This is a genomic window from Pseudomonas savastanoi (assembly GCF_020917325.1).
GTDB lineage: Bacteria > Pseudomonadota > Gammaproteobacteria > Pseudomonadales > Pseudomonadaceae > Aquipseudomonas > Aquipseudomonas amygdali.
Window position 1 is genome coordinate 160,248 of the sequence record NZ_CP076652.1, and the last position, 15,136, is coordinate 175,383.

At 58.7% G+C, this 15,136-nt stretch carries 18 protein-coding genes; 13 read left to right on the top strand and 5 right to left on the bottom strand.

The window, feature by feature from the left end:
• Nucleotides 1-78 precede the first annotated feature (78 nt).
• The 7 genes from rimA (at nt 79) to KP808_RS00770 (ending at nt 7,906) form a co-directional block, all read left to right on the top strand.
• Nucleotides 79-861: a S6 modification regulatory phosphodiesterase RimA gene (gene rimA / locus KP808_RS00740; RefSeq protein WP_122280186.1), complete on the top strand. Its 783-nt coding sequence runs from the start codon at nt 79-81 to the stop codon at nt 859-861.
• A gap of 16 nt (nt 862-877) precedes the next feature.
• The gene (gene rimB, locus KP808_RS00745) at nt 878-1,354 is read left to right on the top strand and encodes a retropepsin-like aspartic endopeptidase RimB (RefSeq protein WP_002555826.1); all 477 of its coding nucleotides are present in this window, start codon (nt 878-880) and stop codon (nt 1,352-1,354) included.
• Nucleotides 1,351-2,256, top strand: a complete 906-nt coding sequence (gene rimK, locus KP808_RS00750; protein WP_003318100.1) for a 30S ribosomal protein S6--L-glutamate ligase — start codon at nt 1,351-1,353, stop codon at nt 2,254-2,256. The genes rimB and rimK overlap by 4 nt, the downstream gene beginning before the upstream one ends.
• Before the next feature lie 456 nt (nt 2,257-2,712).
• Entirely contained in the window at nt 2,713-4,044 is a 1,332-nt protein-coding gene (gene gltP / locus KP808_RS00755; protein WP_002555824.1) for a glutamate/aspartate:proton symporter GltP, read from the top strand.
• Between the two features lie 91 nt (nt 4,045-4,135).
• Nucleotides 4,136-4,411 (top strand): hypothetical protein, encoded by a 276-nt coding sequence (locus KP808_RS00760; RefSeq protein WP_230017266.1) that lies wholly within the window; start codon nt 4,136-4,138, stop codon nt 4,409-4,411.
• 216 nt (nt 4,412-4,627) lie between these two features.
• Nucleotides 4,628-4,876, top strand: coding sequence for a TIGR02647 family protein (locus KP808_RS00765; RefSeq protein WP_003367562.1), 249 nt, complete (start codon nt 4,628-4,630; stop codon nt 4,874-4,876).
• Between the two features lie 183 nt (nt 4,877-5,059).
• Nucleotides 5,060-7,906 (top strand): class I adenylate cyclase, encoded by a 2,847-nt coding sequence (locus KP808_RS00770; protein WP_230017267.1) that lies wholly within the window; start codon nt 5,060-5,062, stop codon nt 7,904-7,906.
• Nucleotides 7,907-8,075: 169 nt separating this feature from the next.
• Here KP808_RS00770 and rnk read toward each other — a convergent pair whose 3' ends face one another.
• From rnk to cyaY, 3 genes are all read right to left on the bottom strand, one after another.
• The gene (gene rnk / locus KP808_RS00775; protein ID WP_057401476.1) at nt 8,076-8,483 is read right to left on the bottom strand and encodes a nucleoside diphosphate kinase regulator; all 408 of its coding nucleotides are present in this window, start codon (nt 8,481-8,483) and stop codon (nt 8,076-8,078) included.
• 137 nt (nt 8,484-8,620) lie between these two features.
• A complete protein-coding gene (locus tag KP808_RS00780) occupies nt 8,621-8,851 on the bottom strand; it encodes a DUF1289 domain-containing protein (RefSeq protein WP_044295754.1) in 231 nt (76 codons plus the stop codon).
• 2 nt (nt 8,852-8,853) lie between these two features.
• Nucleotides 8,854-9,186 carry an iron donor protein CyaY gene (cyaY, locus tag KP808_RS00785; RefSeq protein ID WP_058409780.1) on the bottom strand — a complete coding sequence of 111 codons (333 nt, stop codon included), beginning with the start codon at nt 9,184-9,186 and terminating at the stop codon, nt 8,854-8,856.
• A 237-nt stretch (nt 9,187-9,423) separates the two neighbouring features.
• On the opposite strand from cyaY, the gene lptM reads away from it, so the two are divergent.
• From lptM to KP808_RS00815, 6 genes are read left to right on the top strand one after another with little or no spacing between them, the layout of a single operon-like run.
• A complete protein-coding gene (gene lptM, locus KP808_RS00790) occupies nt 9,424-9,570 on the top strand; it encodes an LPS translocon maturation chaperone LptM (RefSeq protein ID WP_002555817.1) in 147 nt (48 codons plus the stop codon).
• A gap of 9 nt (nt 9,571-9,579) precedes the next feature.
• Nucleotides 9,580-10,827 (top strand): diaminopimelate decarboxylase, encoded by a 1,248-nt coding sequence (gene lysA / locus KP808_RS00795; protein ID WP_004659605.1) that lies wholly within the window; start codon nt 9,580-9,582, stop codon nt 10,825-10,827.
• Between the two features lie 4 nt (nt 10,828-10,831).
• The gene (gene dapF / locus KP808_RS00800; protein WP_005734557.1) at nt 10,832-11,662 is read left to right on the top strand and encodes a diaminopimelate epimerase; all 831 of its coding nucleotides are present in this window, start codon (nt 10,832-10,834) and stop codon (nt 11,660-11,662) included.
• Nucleotides 11,663-11,675: 13 nt separating this feature from the next.
• The gene (locus tag KP808_RS00805; RefSeq protein WP_058402145.1) at nt 11,676-12,410 is read left to right on the top strand and encodes a DUF484 family protein; all 735 of its coding nucleotides are present in this window, start codon (nt 11,676-11,678) and stop codon (nt 12,408-12,410) included.
• Between the two features lie 2 nt (nt 12,411-12,412).
• On the top strand, nt 12,413-13,312 hold the full coding sequence (gene xerC / locus KP808_RS00810) for a tyrosine recombinase XerC (protein WP_058402146.1): 900 nt from the start codon (nt 12,413-12,415) through the stop codon (nt 13,310-13,312).
• Nucleotides 13,305-13,997, top strand: coding sequence for an HAD family hydrolase (locus KP808_RS00815; protein WP_230017268.1), 693 nt, complete (start codon nt 13,305-13,307; stop codon nt 13,995-13,997). The genes xerC and KP808_RS00815 overlap by 8 nt, the downstream gene beginning before the upstream one ends.
• A 74-nt stretch (nt 13,998-14,071) precedes the next feature.
• Here KP808_RS00815 and sutA read toward each other — a convergent pair whose 3' ends face one another.
• Nucleotides 14,072-14,401: a transcriptional regulator SutA gene (sutA, locus tag KP808_RS00820; protein ID WP_058402148.1), complete on the bottom strand. Its 330-nt coding sequence runs from the start codon at nt 14,399-14,401 to the stop codon at nt 14,072-14,074.
• A gap of 104 nt (nt 14,402-14,505) precedes the next feature.
• Nucleotides 14,506-14,925 carry a secondary thiamine-phosphate synthase enzyme YjbQ gene (locus KP808_RS00825; RefSeq protein ID WP_230017269.1) on the bottom strand — a complete coding sequence of 140 codons (420 nt, stop codon included), beginning with the start codon at nt 14,923-14,925 and terminating at the stop codon, nt 14,506-14,508.
• Between the last annotated feature and the right edge of the window lie 211 nt (nt 14,926-15,136).

Here is a 15,136-nt window from a genome sequence, read left to right on the forward strand (position 1 = left end):
AACATGAAGTAACCGATATGTGCTTGTCAAAAACAGCTATTCATCTTTTTATTGCCCCACACCTAAATGGAGCGCGACGTGACAGATTTTCCAACTTCGTTGACCGCCCCTAGAAAAGGGTGTGCTGGATGCACTGGCAGTCCAGAGCTGGATTTCTCGTTTGACTACGCCTATCAGCCGATCGTGAACCATCACGACCAGTCGATTTTCGCCCATGAGGCGCTGGTTCGCGGGCCCAATGGCGAGGGCGCAATGTCAGTCCTGAGTCAGGTCACAGACCAGAATCGCTATCGATTCGATCAGGCCTGTCGGACCACCGCCATTGCTGGTGCCGCGAAACTGGGCATGACCGAGCGTTTGTCGATCAACTTCTTGCCCAACGCCGTGTATCGTCCCGAGCTGTGCATCCGCAGTACGCTGGAGGCCGCCAGGCAACACAACTTCCCTATCGAGCGCTTGATTTTCGAAACCATCGAAAGCGAGCATGTGAACAACAATGGTCATTTGAGCAACATTCTGCGCGAATATCGCGAGTTCGGCTTTATGACCGCTATCGATGATTTCGGTGCCGGGTATTCCGGGCTGACGCTGCTCGCGGATTTTCAGCCAGACCTGATAAAACTCGACATGAACCTGATTCGCGACATTCATCGTGATCGCGCGCGTCAGGCTATTGTTCGTGGTGTTGTCACAATGTGTTCGGACTTGGGGATTAAGCTCATTGCCGAAGGTATAGAGCAGGTTGAGGAGCGGGACTTTCTCGCCGATTGCGGCATTTTCCTGATGCAGGGCTATCTGTTCGCCAAACCTGCATTCAAAGCCCTGGCGCAGATAGCACCTGACGCCTGGCAGAAGTCTTGAGAAATACGGAATCGCATTGAAGACATTCGACCATCTGACAGTCATCGGCCTGCGCGAGTGGGTGGCGCTTCCCGACCTGGGGGTGGCGGGCCTGCGGGCAAAAATCGATACCGGTGCGAGCACGTCAAGCCTGCATGCCACCGAAATCGAACCTTTTGAGCGCGATGGCCAGAAATGGGTGCGCTTCAACGCGCATCTGGGCACTGTGGTTCAGTTGCGCCATCGCCGCTGCGAGGCGCAACTGGTTGCCATGAAAACCATTAAAAGCTCCAACGGCCACGCGCAGGTGCGTTACGTCATTCGCACCACGCTGGCCCTGGGTGATCGTATCTGGCCAGTGGAATTCACACTGGCTTGCCGCAAGTCGATGCGTTATCGACTGCTGCTGGGTTCCAAAGCGCTGATCGACGGCCAACTGGTGGTCAATCCGGGCATAACTTACGTACAAGACAAGCCGGTGTTCCCGGCCTCTACTTCCTCAGGTGTTGCATGAAGATCGCTGTGCTTTCGCGTAATCCGCGTCTGTATTCCACCCGTCGTCTGGTCGAAGCTGGCATTGAGCGTGGCCATGAGATGGTGGTGATCGACACCCTGCGCGCCTATATGAACATCGCCAGCCACAAGCCGCAGATCCACTACCGCGGCAAACCTCTGGAGGGCTTCGATGCGGTGATTCCGCGCATCGGTGCTTCGGTGACTTTCTATGGCTGTGCGGTGTTGCGTCAGTTTGAAATGATGGGCGTTTTTCCGCTCAATGAATCGGTCGCCATTGCCCGCTCGCGCGACAAGTTGCGCTCGCTGCAATTGTTGTCACGCCGGGGCATCGGCTTGCCGGTTACAGGCTTTGCCCACTCGCCTGACGATATTCCCGACCTTATCCAGATGGTCAACGGCGCGCCGCTGGTCATCAAGGTGCTGGAAGGCACTCAGGGCATCGGCGTGGTGCTGTGCGAAACCGCCACGGCAGCCGAATCGGTGATTGAAGCCTTCATGGGCCTCAAGCAGGACATCATGGTGCAGGAGTACATCAAGGAAGCGGGCGGTGCCGATATTCGCTGCTTCGTTGTCGGTGACAAGGTCATCGCCTCGATGAAGCGTCAGGCCAAACCGGGCGAGTTCCGCTCCAACCTGCACCGTGGCGGCAGCGCCAGCCTGATCAAGATCACCCCGGAAGAACGCATGACAGCATTGCGTGCAGCCAAGGTCATGGGCTTGAGTGTGGCGGGTGTGGATATTCTGCGCTCCAATCACGGCCCGTTGGTGATGGAGGTCAACTCGTCACCTGGCCTGGAAGGCATTGAAGTCACCACCAGCAAGGATGTGGCCGGGATGATTATCGAGTATCTGGAGAAAAACAGCGGCCCGCACATGACTCGCACCAAAGGAAAAGGCTGACAGGGCGGCGACTCGACTCAATCGCTCAGGCCATGAGCTTGTCTGCGGATAAGCTGGCCTGAGCACTGCACTACCGTACATCTGTTAAATGCGCCGAGTAATCGATTCAGCAGCGCTATGTTCTTTCTGCAAACCCGCTTCTCCCCATCAGGCCGAAGACGACGTTTTAGCCACCTTCGCGCTGAATAGCCCTCTCGCCTCGCGACATAAATCAACACATTTCTGCTTATTTGTATGCCGATTGAGCATGAGGTAGTCGTTTACGGCATTAGACGTATGCGCGTGCCATGGGAATAGTTGCGACTTTTTTCGCCTGCTACAGAGCCGGGATGCTCGTCTGCGGTGACCTTCTCGGGACATTTCCAAAGGGATCCCCTGCCCTGAAACTGCTTTGCAAAGCACGCTCGGCGCATCGGTCTTGGACTTGCCCAAGCCACTTTGAACAAGGGTAATAATATGAAGAAGGCAAAGCTGAGTCTGGCCTGGCAGATTCTGATCGGACTGGTACTGGGTATCGCGGTGGGTGCGCTGCTCAACCATTTCAGCGCCGAGAAGGCCTGGTGGATCACCAATCTCCTGCAGCCTGCGGGCGATATCTTCATTCGTCTGATCAAGATGATCGTTATTCCTATCGTTGTCGCATCGCTGATTGTAGGCATCGCGGGTGTGGGCGACGCCAAGAAACTGGGGCGTATCGGTCTGAAGACCATCCTCTATTTCGAAGTGGTGACCACCATCGCCATTCTGGTGGGTCTGGTGCTGGCGAATGTGTTCCATCCGGGCACTGGCATCGACATGAGCACGCTGGGTACGGTGGATATCTCCAAATACCAGCAGACCACCGCCGAAGTTCAGCATGATCACGCGTTTATCGCGACCATTCTCAACCTGATCCCGTCCAACATCTTTGCTGCCATGGCGCGTGGCGAGATGCTGCCGATCATCTTCTTTTCGGTGCTGTTCGGTCTCGGGCTTTCCAGCCTGCAGGCAGAGGTCCGTGAGCCTCTGGTGAAGCTGTTTCAGGGCGTCTCGGAAACCATGTTCAAGGTCACACACATGATCATGAACTACGCGCCGATCGGCGTGTTCGCGCTGATTGCGGTGACCGTCGCCAACTTCGGTTTCGCCTCCTTGTTGCCGCTCGCCAAGCTGGTGATTCTGGTGTACGTGGCCATCGCTTTCTTTGCCTTCGTGGTGCTGGGACTGATCGCTCGGGCATTCGGCTTCTCGGTGATCAGGCTGATGCGCATCTTCAAGGACGAGCTGATTCTGTCCTACTCCACCGCCAGCTCCGAAACCGTACTGCCACGCGTGATCCAGAAGATGGAAGCCTATGGTGCGCCGAAAGCGATCTGCAGCTTCGTGGTGCCGACGGGTTACTCGTTCAACCTCGACGGCTCGACGCTTTATCAGAGCATTGCGGCGATATTCATTGCCCAGCTGTATGGCATTGACCTGTCGATTGGCGCGCAGCTGATGCTGGTACTGACGCTGATGGTCACGTCCAAAGGTATCGCGGGTGTGCCGGGTGTTTCCTTCGTGGTGCTACTGGCAACGCTGGGCAGCGCCGGTATCCCGCTGGAAGGTCTGGCATTCATCGCCGGTGTCGACCGGATCATGGACATGGCGCGCACCGCCTTGAACGTGATCGGCAATGCCCTGGCAGTGCTGGTCATCTCGCGCTGGGAAGGCATGTACGACGATGAAAAGGGCGAGCGCTACTGGAACTCCCTGCCGCACTGGCGCAGCAAGGAACCTGTGCCGATGGGCCAGCCGACGGCTGACTGATCTTCGCCAATACGCTGGCAAACCCCGGACCTCCGGGGTTTGTTGTTTTCAGGTCGCCGGTTAGACTGCCTGCCTTACCTGAGGAGTGACCATGACCGACGACATCGATAATGACGAAGAAGAATTTGCCGCCTCGACCCTGATCGAAGCCATCGAAAACCAGATCGAAGCTGGTAAACCGCCTGCAGCCAGAGCGGTCTTCAACATGCTGACCCTGGTGAACTATGAGCGTGAGGATATTCTGGAGATGATGGCCCACGTGCTGGCCATCGAGATCGATGCCTTGCTGGAGCAGGACCGTCCGTTTGACACGCAATGGTATGAAGCAGCGCTGCGCGCCCTGCCCGATCTGCCGCCGGAAAAGTAATCCTGCGGTCCGAGCATGCCAGCAAGATATATGCTGCAAACACTTCAGACGCTGACTACACTGCAAATGCCCCGCTGCCGCTTGATCCTCCGGGGCCACACGCCAAACGGGCTTTAACGGTCATCCAGAACCGACGAGCGCAGATCGGACACGTCGATTCCAGAGCACACCCGCCAGCCGGTGAGGTCGTACTACTACAAAAAGTCTGGAGTACCTATGTCGTATACCCCTGAGTTGGTTGCCGAACTGGAAATCCTTGCACTGTTCAATCTGGGAAACACCCAGGAAGGCCTCAAAGTCCACCATGTAGCGGCGCCCACGGCCGTCGCAGCAGCACAAAGACTCTTCGATAAAGGACTGACGACCCAGGTCGATGGCGGTTATCTGACCAGCCTCGGGCTTGAGGCCGCTCAACATGCCCAATCATTGTTGACCATCCTCAACGTTTCCAAACAAGCTGCCTGACGGTCGCAGGGCCTGCGCACAAAAAAGCGTGGCAGGCCCTTCACTTATCTGAACGCCGGTCGATACAGGATTCTGGCGTCAGAATAACAACCCGACTGAATCCTCTTCTCTCGGCTGCAAACCTTCTCCGCCATCTTTGCTCAGTAATTCCACGCCTGCACAGGCCAGATGCCTTGAGTTGCGATGACGCGTAATCCTGAAATTCGCCCCGACCTGGATGAGGGCATCGACCGCAAGGTTCTCAGCCAGCTGCGCAACCGTTTCCTGTCTCTCAATGACGGGCGATACGCGCGTGCCCTCGAAGGCATGTCGACCCGCCAGCAAAGCGTTCTGACCCTGCTGCCGCTGTTCTTTCACGTCAACCACCCTCTGCTGCCCGGTTACGTTTCCGGTGCCACACCTGCCGGCGTCTCGCAGTACGAACCGGACACGCTGGCGCTGGCTGAAGCGCAACGCCTGACGCGCTCCTTCTCGTACAAGGTCCGGCGTGGTAACGCTCCCCAGCCGATTCACGGCCTGTTTCTGATGGGCAGCCTGGGCACGCTGGCTCAGGCTGAACAAAGCGATATGGATGTCTGGGTCTGCCACGACAGCGAGCTGGACCCGGAGGCTATCGCCGAACTGCGCAAGAAATGCCAGGCACTTGAAGCCTGGGCTGCGACGATGGGCGCAGAGGCGCATTTCTTTCTGATCGACCCACAGCGTTTCAAGAGTGGCGAGCGCGATTCGCAGCTCAGCTCGGACGATTGCGGGACTACTCAGCATTACCTGTTGCTCGACGAGTTTTATCGCACGGCGATCTGGCTCGCCGGGCGCACCCCGATGTGGTGGCTGGTGCCGGTCTATGAGGAGCAGAATTACGAGGATTACACCCATACCCTGCTGAGCAAGCGCTTCATCCGCGCCAGCGAGGTGCTCGATCTCGGTCCGATGTCGCACATTCCTCCGGCCGAGTTCATCGGTGCCGGATTGTGGCAGTTGTTCAAAGGCATCGAGTCGCCCTACAAGTCTGTGCTCAAGCTGCTGTTGATCGAGGTCTATTCCAGCGAGCATCCTCGCGTGCAGTGCCTGAGCCTGCGTTTCAAGCAAGCGGTGTTTGCCAACCAGCTGGACCTGGATGAGCTGGACCCGTACGTGGTTGTGTACCGGCGTATCGAAGAGCATCTACAGGCACGCAACGAGCAAGAGCGGCTGGAACTGGTGCGGCGCAGCCTGTACCTGAAGGTCAACAAAAAGCTCACCGGCTCGAGCCGTCAGCGCAACACCGGTTGGCAACGCCTGCTGCTGGAGCGCCTGACCTCTGAGTGGGGCTGGGATGAACGACAACTGGCGCTGCTCGACAGCCGCAGCCAGTGGAAAGTCCGCCAGGTGGCCAGCGAGCGTCGTGCGCTGGTTAACGAGCTCAATTACAGCTATCGCTTTCAGACCCGGTTCGCCAGAACGCAAAGCACCGCCGATGCGCTCAATGCTCGTGACCTGACCATACTCGGTCGGCGTTTGTATGCGGCTTTCGAGCGCAAGGCGGGCAAGGTCGAGTTCATCAATCCGGGCATCGCCCCGGACCTTGCAGAAGACACGCTGACGCTGGTGCATTCTCCTGACAAGCGCGAGCCAGGCAAGCATCAGTGGGCCCTGTACAACGGCAACCTGGGTATTCACGAGTGGCCGAACTTTTCGCCGATCAAGCGCAGCCGGGAATTGCTTGAGCTGCTGACCTGGTGCCACCGCAACAACGTGATCGACACCACGACCCGCGTGGCGCTGCATCCAGGCGCCAGTGACTTGAGCGAGTTCGAGTTGTTCAACCTGCTGGGTGCCTTGCAGCAGAGTATTGAACTGCCGCTGCCCGAGGTCAGCGACGACGAGCTGCTCATGCCCAGTACACCCAGCGAGATACTGTTGCTGGTCAATGTCGGTGTCGACCCGCTCAGGCATCACCGCGACCTTAATATTCTGATGACCACCGAGCGCACCGACTCGCTCAGTTACGCGGGCGTCCGGGAGAATCTGGTGCTGACGCTGGACCAGATCACCCTCAATACCTGGAACGAAACGCTGGTCAGCCGCTATGACGGCCCGCATGCCCTGCTCGACTGCATGAGCGAACTGCTCGGCAGCCTGCCGCAGAGCGGTAAACAGCCGCAGATTCGGGTGCGCTGCTTCTGTCATAACCGGGCGCCTGCCATCGCCCAGCGGGTTGAAGAGTTGATCAGCACGGCCCGGTTATTACTCGCCAGGCAGTTGAACCACCGTTATCTGATTCAGGTGCAGCAGCAGTATCACGTGTTGGAGATCAAACCCGGACAGGTCGGTCATGTAGTGGTCAACAGCCTGCCAGGCCTGTTCAAGTACCTGGGTGAAGAGCTGCCGTTGTACAGCCCTTTGCATCTGGACCCTCAGGCACTCGACGGCCACGATCTGGCCCTGATCCTGCCACTTGGTCAGCCTGAATGTATTCAGGTGTTCTACCGAATCAACGAGCCGGATGCCGACGTGTATGTGCTGGACGAACACAATTCGCTCTGGCACCAGCGCCTGCCGTATCACGACGAACAAAGCCTGCTGACGCCACTGCAGCGTTTTCTTCAATCGCTGGTTTATCGCCGAGGCGCGTCATTGCCGCTGGACGACCCGTCCGAGTCGGTTTCGCTGGAAACCCTGTATTACCAAGTGCTGCCTTCCGGCCCTGGGCTTGCCCGGCGTGTTGAACATCGGCTGGCACCGACTGCGGCGGACAAGGCGTTTTATGACGTGCAGGCAATCATCGAAGAAACCTCGCCCGGACAGCTGACCGCCACGCTGTACTGCGATAACTGCGAGTTTTCCGAGCTGGAATATGGCGATCAGTTGTATGCCGCCGTTGCCCGGCAAATTCTCGGCAAACGCCTGGAACCCCAGCGCTATCGCTGTTACATCACCGACCTGGATCTGTCCGGGCTGCTGGATGACCGGCATGGACAAAGCATCCTCTTCCTGCATCACAAGGCCGAGCTGGAAAAGCTGTTGAACGAGGCGATGGACCAGGCCTGACGTACGCTTGTCCTGCCCCGCGCGCCTAACGTTCCAACGCGGAGCATTGGCACGATAGGTGTTCTGCGGGCCGCCTATCGTTCCGCACGCTCCAGCGTGGGAATGCCGTTCTGGACGCTCTGCGTCCGCTCTTGAATGCGGAGGCGCTCTACGGATGCAGCGCCTTCGATTACTCGTACTCGCCCGCGGCTTCCGGCTGATATTCCACTGCCAGCAAGGTCAGCTTGAGGGTCTTGCCGCCCGGTGCTGGCCAGTCAATGTGCTGGCCGACCTGCAGACCCAGCAACGCCGAGCCCATTGGTGCCAGAACCGAGACGGTGCCGTCTGCGCCCGCATCCTGTGGATAAACCAGCTTGAGGTGGTAATCCTTGCCGCTGACTTCTTCACGGCAATGCACACGCGAATTCATGGTCACAACGCCCGCAGGCACTTCATCGTGGCCCACTACCTGGTCGGCGCGGTCCAGTTCGGCCTGCAACGCCTGGATGCCCGGCGTGTTTTCGTCCTGGCTGTCGATGAAACTCTCAAGACGCTGTACATCGAGGCGGGTGAGGATGATCGAAGGTGCTGTGGTCATGGTCTGGGCAGACTCCTTTATTCTCCATGAATAAAACAAAACCCCGCCGGGGTGGGCGGGGTTCTACGGGCCTCTCAATCTGGAGAAGCAGAGTCCGACACTAACACAGCGCAGTAAATACACAACCCGACACGGTATCAGCCTGCTGTCTGGCCCGCAGTGGCTCGACGCTGGTCCGCCTCATGGCGAATCTGTCGACGACGATGGTCATCGGCCGAGCGCCATTCGCGTATGTCTTCGACATGGCGGAAGCACCCAAGGCAAACCTTCTGCTCATCGAGCCGACACAGGCTGATACAGGGCGACGGTACAGCCGGGCTGACGTTGCTGAAAAGCGGTTTGGGCGGTCGAACGGGGGACTGGCTCACGATCAGATATCGTCGAAATCCAGTTCGACACCGGCTTGCTCAAGGGTGATGCGCGCAAGCATCTCGCTGAGCAGCTCATCGCTGGTGTCGCATGCCCAACGGCTGCTATCTTCGTCATAATCGAAATGGAAGCCGCCGGAGCGGGCTGCCAGCCACAGCTGACGCAGCGGCTCCTGACGGCTGAAAATAAGCTGCGAGCCGCCTTCGAACTTGACTGTCAGTACACCGGCCGAGTTTTCCAGGTCGACATCCAGTCCACTATCATCGAAAACATCTTCGATATTATGCTGAGTCGCATCGACGAGGTCGTGAAAACGGGCTTCGGTCAAACTCATTGCGGGAACCTCGATAAGTGTCTGCTGATGGCGCAGAGGGGCAAGATACGGACGCTGCCAGGCAAATGCAAAGCTTACCCATCATCGGCGACGGATGCGCGCATTAATCCCGTCAGCCATAGCTCTGTCCCGACATTCACGCCAAAGGCCCGCCAGACGGGAGATCCATCGCATAGGCAAGCTGCCGGGTGGTCGGTATACTCTGGCGCAATTAATGCTTTTACAAAGGATTTCGCCATGAAGCGCCTGATCTCTTCGCTTGCTGCGCTTGTCGCGGTCGCTTGTCTTGTTACGGCCTGCGGCCAGAAAGGCCCGCTGTATCTGCCGGATGACACCAAAACTCCGGATGAACAAGCCAAATCGCAATCGCACAAGCACCTTTAAGGGAATTCAATGGACGCCTTCAACTACCGCGACGGTGAGCTGTTCGCGGAAGGGGTAGCATTGTCTGCCATTGCCGAGCGCTTCGGCACACCGACCTATGTCTACTCGCGCGCTCATATCGAAGCGCAATACCGTGCCTACGCCGATGCGCTGAGCGGCATGCCGCATATGGTCTGCTTCGCCGTAAAAGCCAACTCCAACCTGGGTGTGCTCAATGTCCTGGCGCGTCTTGGCGCCGGTTTCGACATTGTTTCGCGCGGCGAACTCGAGCGTGTGCTGGCCGCAGGCGGCAAAGCCGAAAAGATCGTCTTTTCCGGTGTCGGCAAGACCCGTGAAGACATGCGTCGCGCCCTTGAAGTCGGCGTGCATTGCTTCAACGTCGAATCCACCGACGAGCTGGAGCGCCTGCAGGAAGTGGCTGCCGAACTCGACGTCCGTGCGCCGATATCGCTGCGGGTCAACCCGGATGTGGATGCAGGCACTCACCCTTACATCTCCACCGGCCTTAAAGAAAACAAGTTCGGCATCGCCATTGCAGATGCCGAAGACGTCTACATTCGCGCTTCGCAACTGCCGAACCTGGAAGTGATCGGGGTCGACTGCCATATCGGCTCGCAACTGACCACGCTCGAGCCGTTCATTGATGCGCTGGATCGCCTGCTGGACCTGGTTGATCGCCTGGGCGATTGCGGCATTCACCTGCACCATATCGATCTGGGTGGCGGTCTTGGTGTGCGTTATCGCGACGAAGAGCCTCCGCTGGCGGCCGACTACATCAAAGCCGTGCGCGAACGACTTGCCGGTCGTGATCTGGGGCTGTTGTTCGAGCCGGGGCGCTTCATCGTGGCCAATGCAGGCGCGCTGCTGACCCGTGTCGAATACCTCAAGCACACCGAGCACAAGGATTTCGCCATCGTCGATGCGGCGATGAACGATCTGATCCGCCCAGCGCTTTATCAGGCGTGGATGGACGTCACAGCGGTGCGTCCGCGCGACGGCGAGCCTCGTGCGTATGACATCGTCGGGCCGATCTGCGAGACCGGCGATTTCCTTGCCAAAGGGCGCGAGCTGGCGCTGGCCGAAGGCGATCTGCTGGCGGTCCATTCAGCCGGTGCCTATGGCTTCGTCATGAGTTCGAACTACAACACCCGTGGCCGTGCTGCTGAGGTACTGGTCGACGGTTCCCAGGCTTTTGAAGTGCGTCGTCGCGAAACCGTGGCCGAGCTGTTCGCTGGCGAAAGCCTGCTGCCGGAGTAATCCCATGCTGCTGCGTTTTACCAAGATGCACGGGCTGGGTAACGACTTCATGGTCCTGGACCTGGTGAGTCAGCACGCGCACATCTTGCCCAAGCATGCCAAACAATGGGGCGACCGCCACACCGGTATCGGTTTCGATCAGCTTTTGCTGGTCGAGGCACCGAACAACCCGGATGTGGACTTTCGCTATCGAATCTTCAATTCCGATGGTTCCGAAGTCGAGCAGTGCGGCAACGGCGCGCGCTGCTTTGCCCGTTTCGTACTCGACAAGCGCCTGACGGCCAAGAAGCAGATACGCGTCGAGACCAAAAGCGGCATCATCGAGCTGGATATCCGCAGCGACGGGCAGATCAGCGTCGATATGGGGCCACCCAGGTTTGTCCCGGAAGAAATACCTTTTGAAGCTCCGGAGCAGGCCACCCGTTACAACGTCGAAGTAGACGGGCAGAATATCGAACTGGCTGCTGTGTCCATGGGCAACCCGCATGCCGTATTGCGTGTCGATGACATCAATAACGCGCCGGTCCACGAGCTGGGGCCGAAGATCGAGCATCACCCGCGCTTTCCGGCACGGGTCAATGTGGGCTTTCTCCACGTGGTGGATCGTCAGCGTGCGCAGTTGCGTGTCTGGGAGCGTGGTGCCGGGGAAACCCAGGCCTGTGGTACCGGCGCCTGTGCGGCGGCGGTTGCTGCCATTAGCCAGGGCTGGATGGATTCGCCGCTGCTGATCGACCTGCCCGGAGGTCGCCTGTCCATCGAATGGGCTGGCCCGGGACATTCTGTCATGATGACCGGCCCCGCCGTCAGGGTTTATGAAGGCCAAGTTCGTCTTTGAGTGAGTAACTGCCATGACCGATCAACCTCCCGCTTCAACAGGCACACCCTGCGAATCGCCTGTCGATAGCGCAGCGCCAGACCTTGAAGCAGAGGCGGTCATCGCCTTTCTGCTTGAGCACCCGGACTTCTTCGCCGAGCACGACGAGCTGCTGGTGTCGATGCGCATCCCGCACCAGCGTGGCAATACCGTTTCGCTGGTCGAGCGTCAGCTAAAGCTGCTGCGCGAGCGCAACATCGAAATGCGTCATCGCCTGTCGCAACTGATGGACGTCGCACGGGACAACGACCGCCTGTTCGAAAAGACCCGACGCCTGAACCTCGCCCTGATGGATGCCACCAGCCTGGACGAACTGGTCATCGCTGTCGAAGACAGCCTGCGTCAGGACTTTCAGGTGCCCTTCGTCAGCCTGATCCTGTTCAGCGACAGCCCGATGCAAGTGGGGCGATGGGTCAGCAGCGCCGAAGCACAGAAATCCATCGGCGGCCTGATTGGCGAGAAAATCATCTGCGGCGCTCTGCGTGAGCATGAACTGGCGTTCCTGTTTGGCGCAGAGCAAGGCAAGGAAGTCGGCTCTTCCGCCATCGCCAGCCTCAATCACCTGGGCTTGCATGGCGTGCTGGCCATCGGCAGCCGTGATCCGCAGCATTATAAAAGCTCGGTCGGCACCCTGTTCCTCAGTTACATCGCCGATGTCCTGAGCCGCCTGCTGCCGCGTTTCGCTCACTCTTTACGCTCGGTTCGCTAGCTATGGAACAGCATCTGGACGCCTACTGCATGCACCTGCGCAGTGAGCGTCAGGTGTCGCCTCATACGCTTGAAGCCTACCGGCGCGATCTGAGCAAGGTTCTGGCGTATTGCCAGAAGGCGCAACTGTCGAGCTGGAATGATCTGGATATCCAGCACCTGCGCAGCTTTACCGCCCGCCAGCACCAGCAGGGCCAGTCTTCACGCAGTCTGGCGCGCATGCTGTCGGCGGTGCGCGGTTTCTACAAGTACCTCAATCGCGAAGGCATCTGCCAGCACGACCCGGCAAACGGCCTGTCACCGCCCAAGGGGGAACGGCGTCTGCCCAAGACGCTGGACACCGACCGCACCGCGCAATTGCTGGATGGCGGCGTCGAAGATGATTTTCTGGCTCATCGCGATCAGGCCATTCTGGAGCTGCTTTACTCATCAGGGTTGCGACTGTCCGAACTGACTGGTCTGAACCTGGACCAGCTGGACCTGCGCGACGGGCTGGTGCAGGTCTTGGGCAAAGGCAGCAAGACCCGCGTACTGCCGGTCGGCAGCAAGGCGCGCCAGGCATTGGAAATATGGTTGCCGTTGCGTGCCCTGACCAATCCGCAGGGCGACGCCGTATTCGTCAGCCAGCAAGGCAAGCGCCTCGGCCCGCGCGCGATTCAAGTGCGGCTCAAGGCGGCCGGTGAGAGGGAGTTGGGGCAGAACCTGCATCCGCACATGCTGCGTCACTCGTTCGCCAGCCACCTGCTGGAGTCTTCACAGGACTTGCGCGCCGTGCAGGAGCTGCTGGGTCATGCGGATATCAAGACCACGCAGATATACACGCACCTGGACTTCCAGCATTTGGCTACTGTTTATGACAGCGCCCATCCCCGAGCCAAACGTAAAGGAGCTGCAGATGATTAAGCTGGTGACGTTTGATCTTGACGACACGCTCTGGGACACCGCCCCTGCCATTGCCGGTGCCGAAGTCACACTGCGTGACTGGCTAGGCGAAAACGCACCCAGGCTGGGGGCGATTCCTGTCGAGCACCTGTGGGAAATTCGCTCGCGCCTGGTGGCTGAAGACCCGTCCTTCAAGCACCGCATAAGCGCCTTGCGACGCCGCGTGCTGTTCCATGCGCTCGAAGATGCCGGCTACGACCCGGACGAGGCGCAGGACCTTGCCGACCGGGGCTTTGAAGTCTTCCTGCATGGCCGCCATCAGGTGCAGATTTTCCCTGAGGTGCAACCCATGCTGGAAATTCTCGCCAAGACCTTCACGTTGGGCGTGATTACCAATGGCAATGCCGATGTGCGTCGTTTGGGGCTGGCAGACTACTTTGCCTTCGCGCTGTGCGCCGAGGACCTGGGCATCGGCAAGCCCGACCCGGCACCGTTTGTGGAAGCGTTGCAGCGCGCAAAGGTCGATGCCGGCGCGGCCGTGCACGTAGGCGACCACCCCAAGGACGATATCGCAGGTGCCCAGCAGGCTGGCATGCGCGCCATCTGGTACAACCCGCAAGGCAAGGCCTGGGACGCAGACCGGCTGCCGGATGCCGAGATCCACAACCTGTCGCAGTTGCCGGAAGTCCTGGCACGCTGGGCCTGAAAACGGTCTGATGTTCGCTCAATAGAAAAAGCCCGCAGCGACGGCGGGCTTTTTCTCATACAGCATCTGCAGCCTTAAATCGGGCGGCTACCGTATTTGTTGTCAGGCTTCTTGGGCGGATCGGCGACCACGTTGGCCTCCACTTCCTGCACCTTGCCACCACGCGCCAGGAATTCTTCCATGGCACGCGCCAGAGCATCGCGCTCTTTGTTCTTGGCTTCTACGCTAGGCAGTTCATCGACCGAGACAGCGGCCTTGGCCTTGCCTTTTGCCGGTGCTGCCGGAACGTCGGAATCGTCTGGCTCGGCTGCGTCGTCTTCCGGGGAGGCTGCTGCGAGACCATCGTCTTCTTCGCCGTCCAGATCGTCTTCCAGATCATCCTTAATATCGTCGTCGTCGCTCATGTTGTACCTCATGACTTGCGAAAGCTGATTAGTTATAGCCCAACCGCCCGGAAATGCTAAGGCGATCGGAAAAATTCAACAACCGCTGATCTCAGCGGTTATGTCTACTCACCCTGAAGGGTGGCCAGGACGTTACGAGATCCACCAGCGTCTCGATGTTCGCCCAGGTAAATACCTTGCCAAGTGCCCAGCGCCAGTCGTCCTGCCGTCACCGGCAGAACCAACTGGCAGCCCAGCAGACTGGCCTTGAAATGCGCTGGCAAGTCATCAGGGCCTTCGTCGTCATGTTCGTAACCGTCCACGCCCTGGGGCACCAGACGGTTGAAAAAACGCTCAAAGTCGCGACGTACCGCCGGATCGGCATTTTCGTTGACGGTCAACGAAGCCGAGGTATGTTGCAGCCATACATGCAGTAGCCCGACACGACAATCGCGTAATGCGGGCAAACCCACGACTATCTCGTCAGTCACCAGATGGAACCCGCGGGGCCTGGCCCGCAAGGCAATTCTGGATTGATGCCACATACCGTTCTCCGCACCTTCGGCGCGCATTCTAACTCGACTGAGAAAAAAGCAAAGCGCGCAATAAACCGGCTTCCCTGCAAGTTGACGAAGACTGTCGATACATCGTTACCTGCGCTGCGTCACGGTGCCGAAATCATTGACGCGGGCAAGATCAATGACAGCAAAAAGCGGCGGTATATCCGCAACCGTCAGACAAAAAAAATGCCCGGAG

Excerpts from the sequence above, each read along its gene's own strand:
- KP808_RS00765 (WP_003367562.1), top strand. The coding sequence starts at position 4,628 with ATGTCGTATACCCCTGAGTTGGTTGCCGAACTGGAAATCCTTGCACTG.
- rnk (WP_057401476.1), bottom strand. The coding sequence starts at position 8,483 with ATGACCACAGCACCTTCGATCATCCTCACCCGCCTCGATGTACAGCGT.
- KP808_RS00825 (WP_230017269.1), bottom strand. The coding sequence starts at position 14,925 with ATGTGGCATCAATCCAGAATTGCCTTGCGGGCCAGGCCCCGCGGGTTC.
- sutA (WP_058402148.1), bottom strand. The coding sequence starts at position 14,401 with ATGAGCGACGACGACGATATTAAGGATGATCTGGAAGACGATCTGGAC.
- lptM (WP_002555817.1), top strand. The coding sequence starts at position 9,424 with ATGAAGCGCCTGATCTCTTCGCTTGCTGCGCTTGTCGCGGTCGCTTGT.
- KP808_RS00815 (WP_230017268.1), top strand. The coding sequence starts at position 13,305 with ATGATTAAGCTGGTGACGTTTGATCTTGACGACACGCTCTGGGACACC.
- gltP (WP_002555824.1), top strand. The coding sequence starts at position 2,713 with ATGAAGAAGGCAAAGCTGAGTCTGGCCTGGCAGATTCTGATCGGACTG.
- dapF (WP_005734557.1), top strand. The coding sequence starts at position 10,832 with ATGCTGCTGCGTTTTACCAAGATGCACGGGCTGGGTAACGACTTCATG.
- KP808_RS00805 (WP_058402145.1), top strand. The coding sequence starts at position 11,676 with ATGACCGATCAACCTCCCGCTTCAACAGGCACACCCTGCGAATCGCCT.
- xerC (WP_058402146.1), top strand. The coding sequence starts at position 12,413 with ATGGAACAGCATCTGGACGCCTACTGCATGCACCTGCGCAGTGAGCGT.
- lysA (WP_004659605.1), top strand. The coding sequence starts at position 9,580 with ATGGACGCCTTCAACTACCGCGACGGTGAGCTGTTCGCGGAAGGGGTA.
- KP808_RS00770 (WP_230017267.1), top strand. The coding sequence starts at position 5,060 with ATGACGCGTAATCCTGAAATTCGCCCCGACCTGGATGAGGGCATCGAC.
- cyaY (WP_058409780.1), bottom strand. The coding sequence starts at position 9,186 with ATGAGTTTGACCGAAGCCCGTTTTCACGACCTCGTCGATGCGACTCAG.
- rimK (WP_003318100.1), top strand. The coding sequence starts at position 1,351 with ATGAAGATCGCTGTGCTTTCGCGTAATCCGCGTCTGTATTCCACCCGT.
- KP808_RS00760 (WP_230017266.1), top strand. The coding sequence starts at position 4,136 with ATGACCGACGACATCGATAATGACGAAGAAGAATTTGCCGCCTCGACC.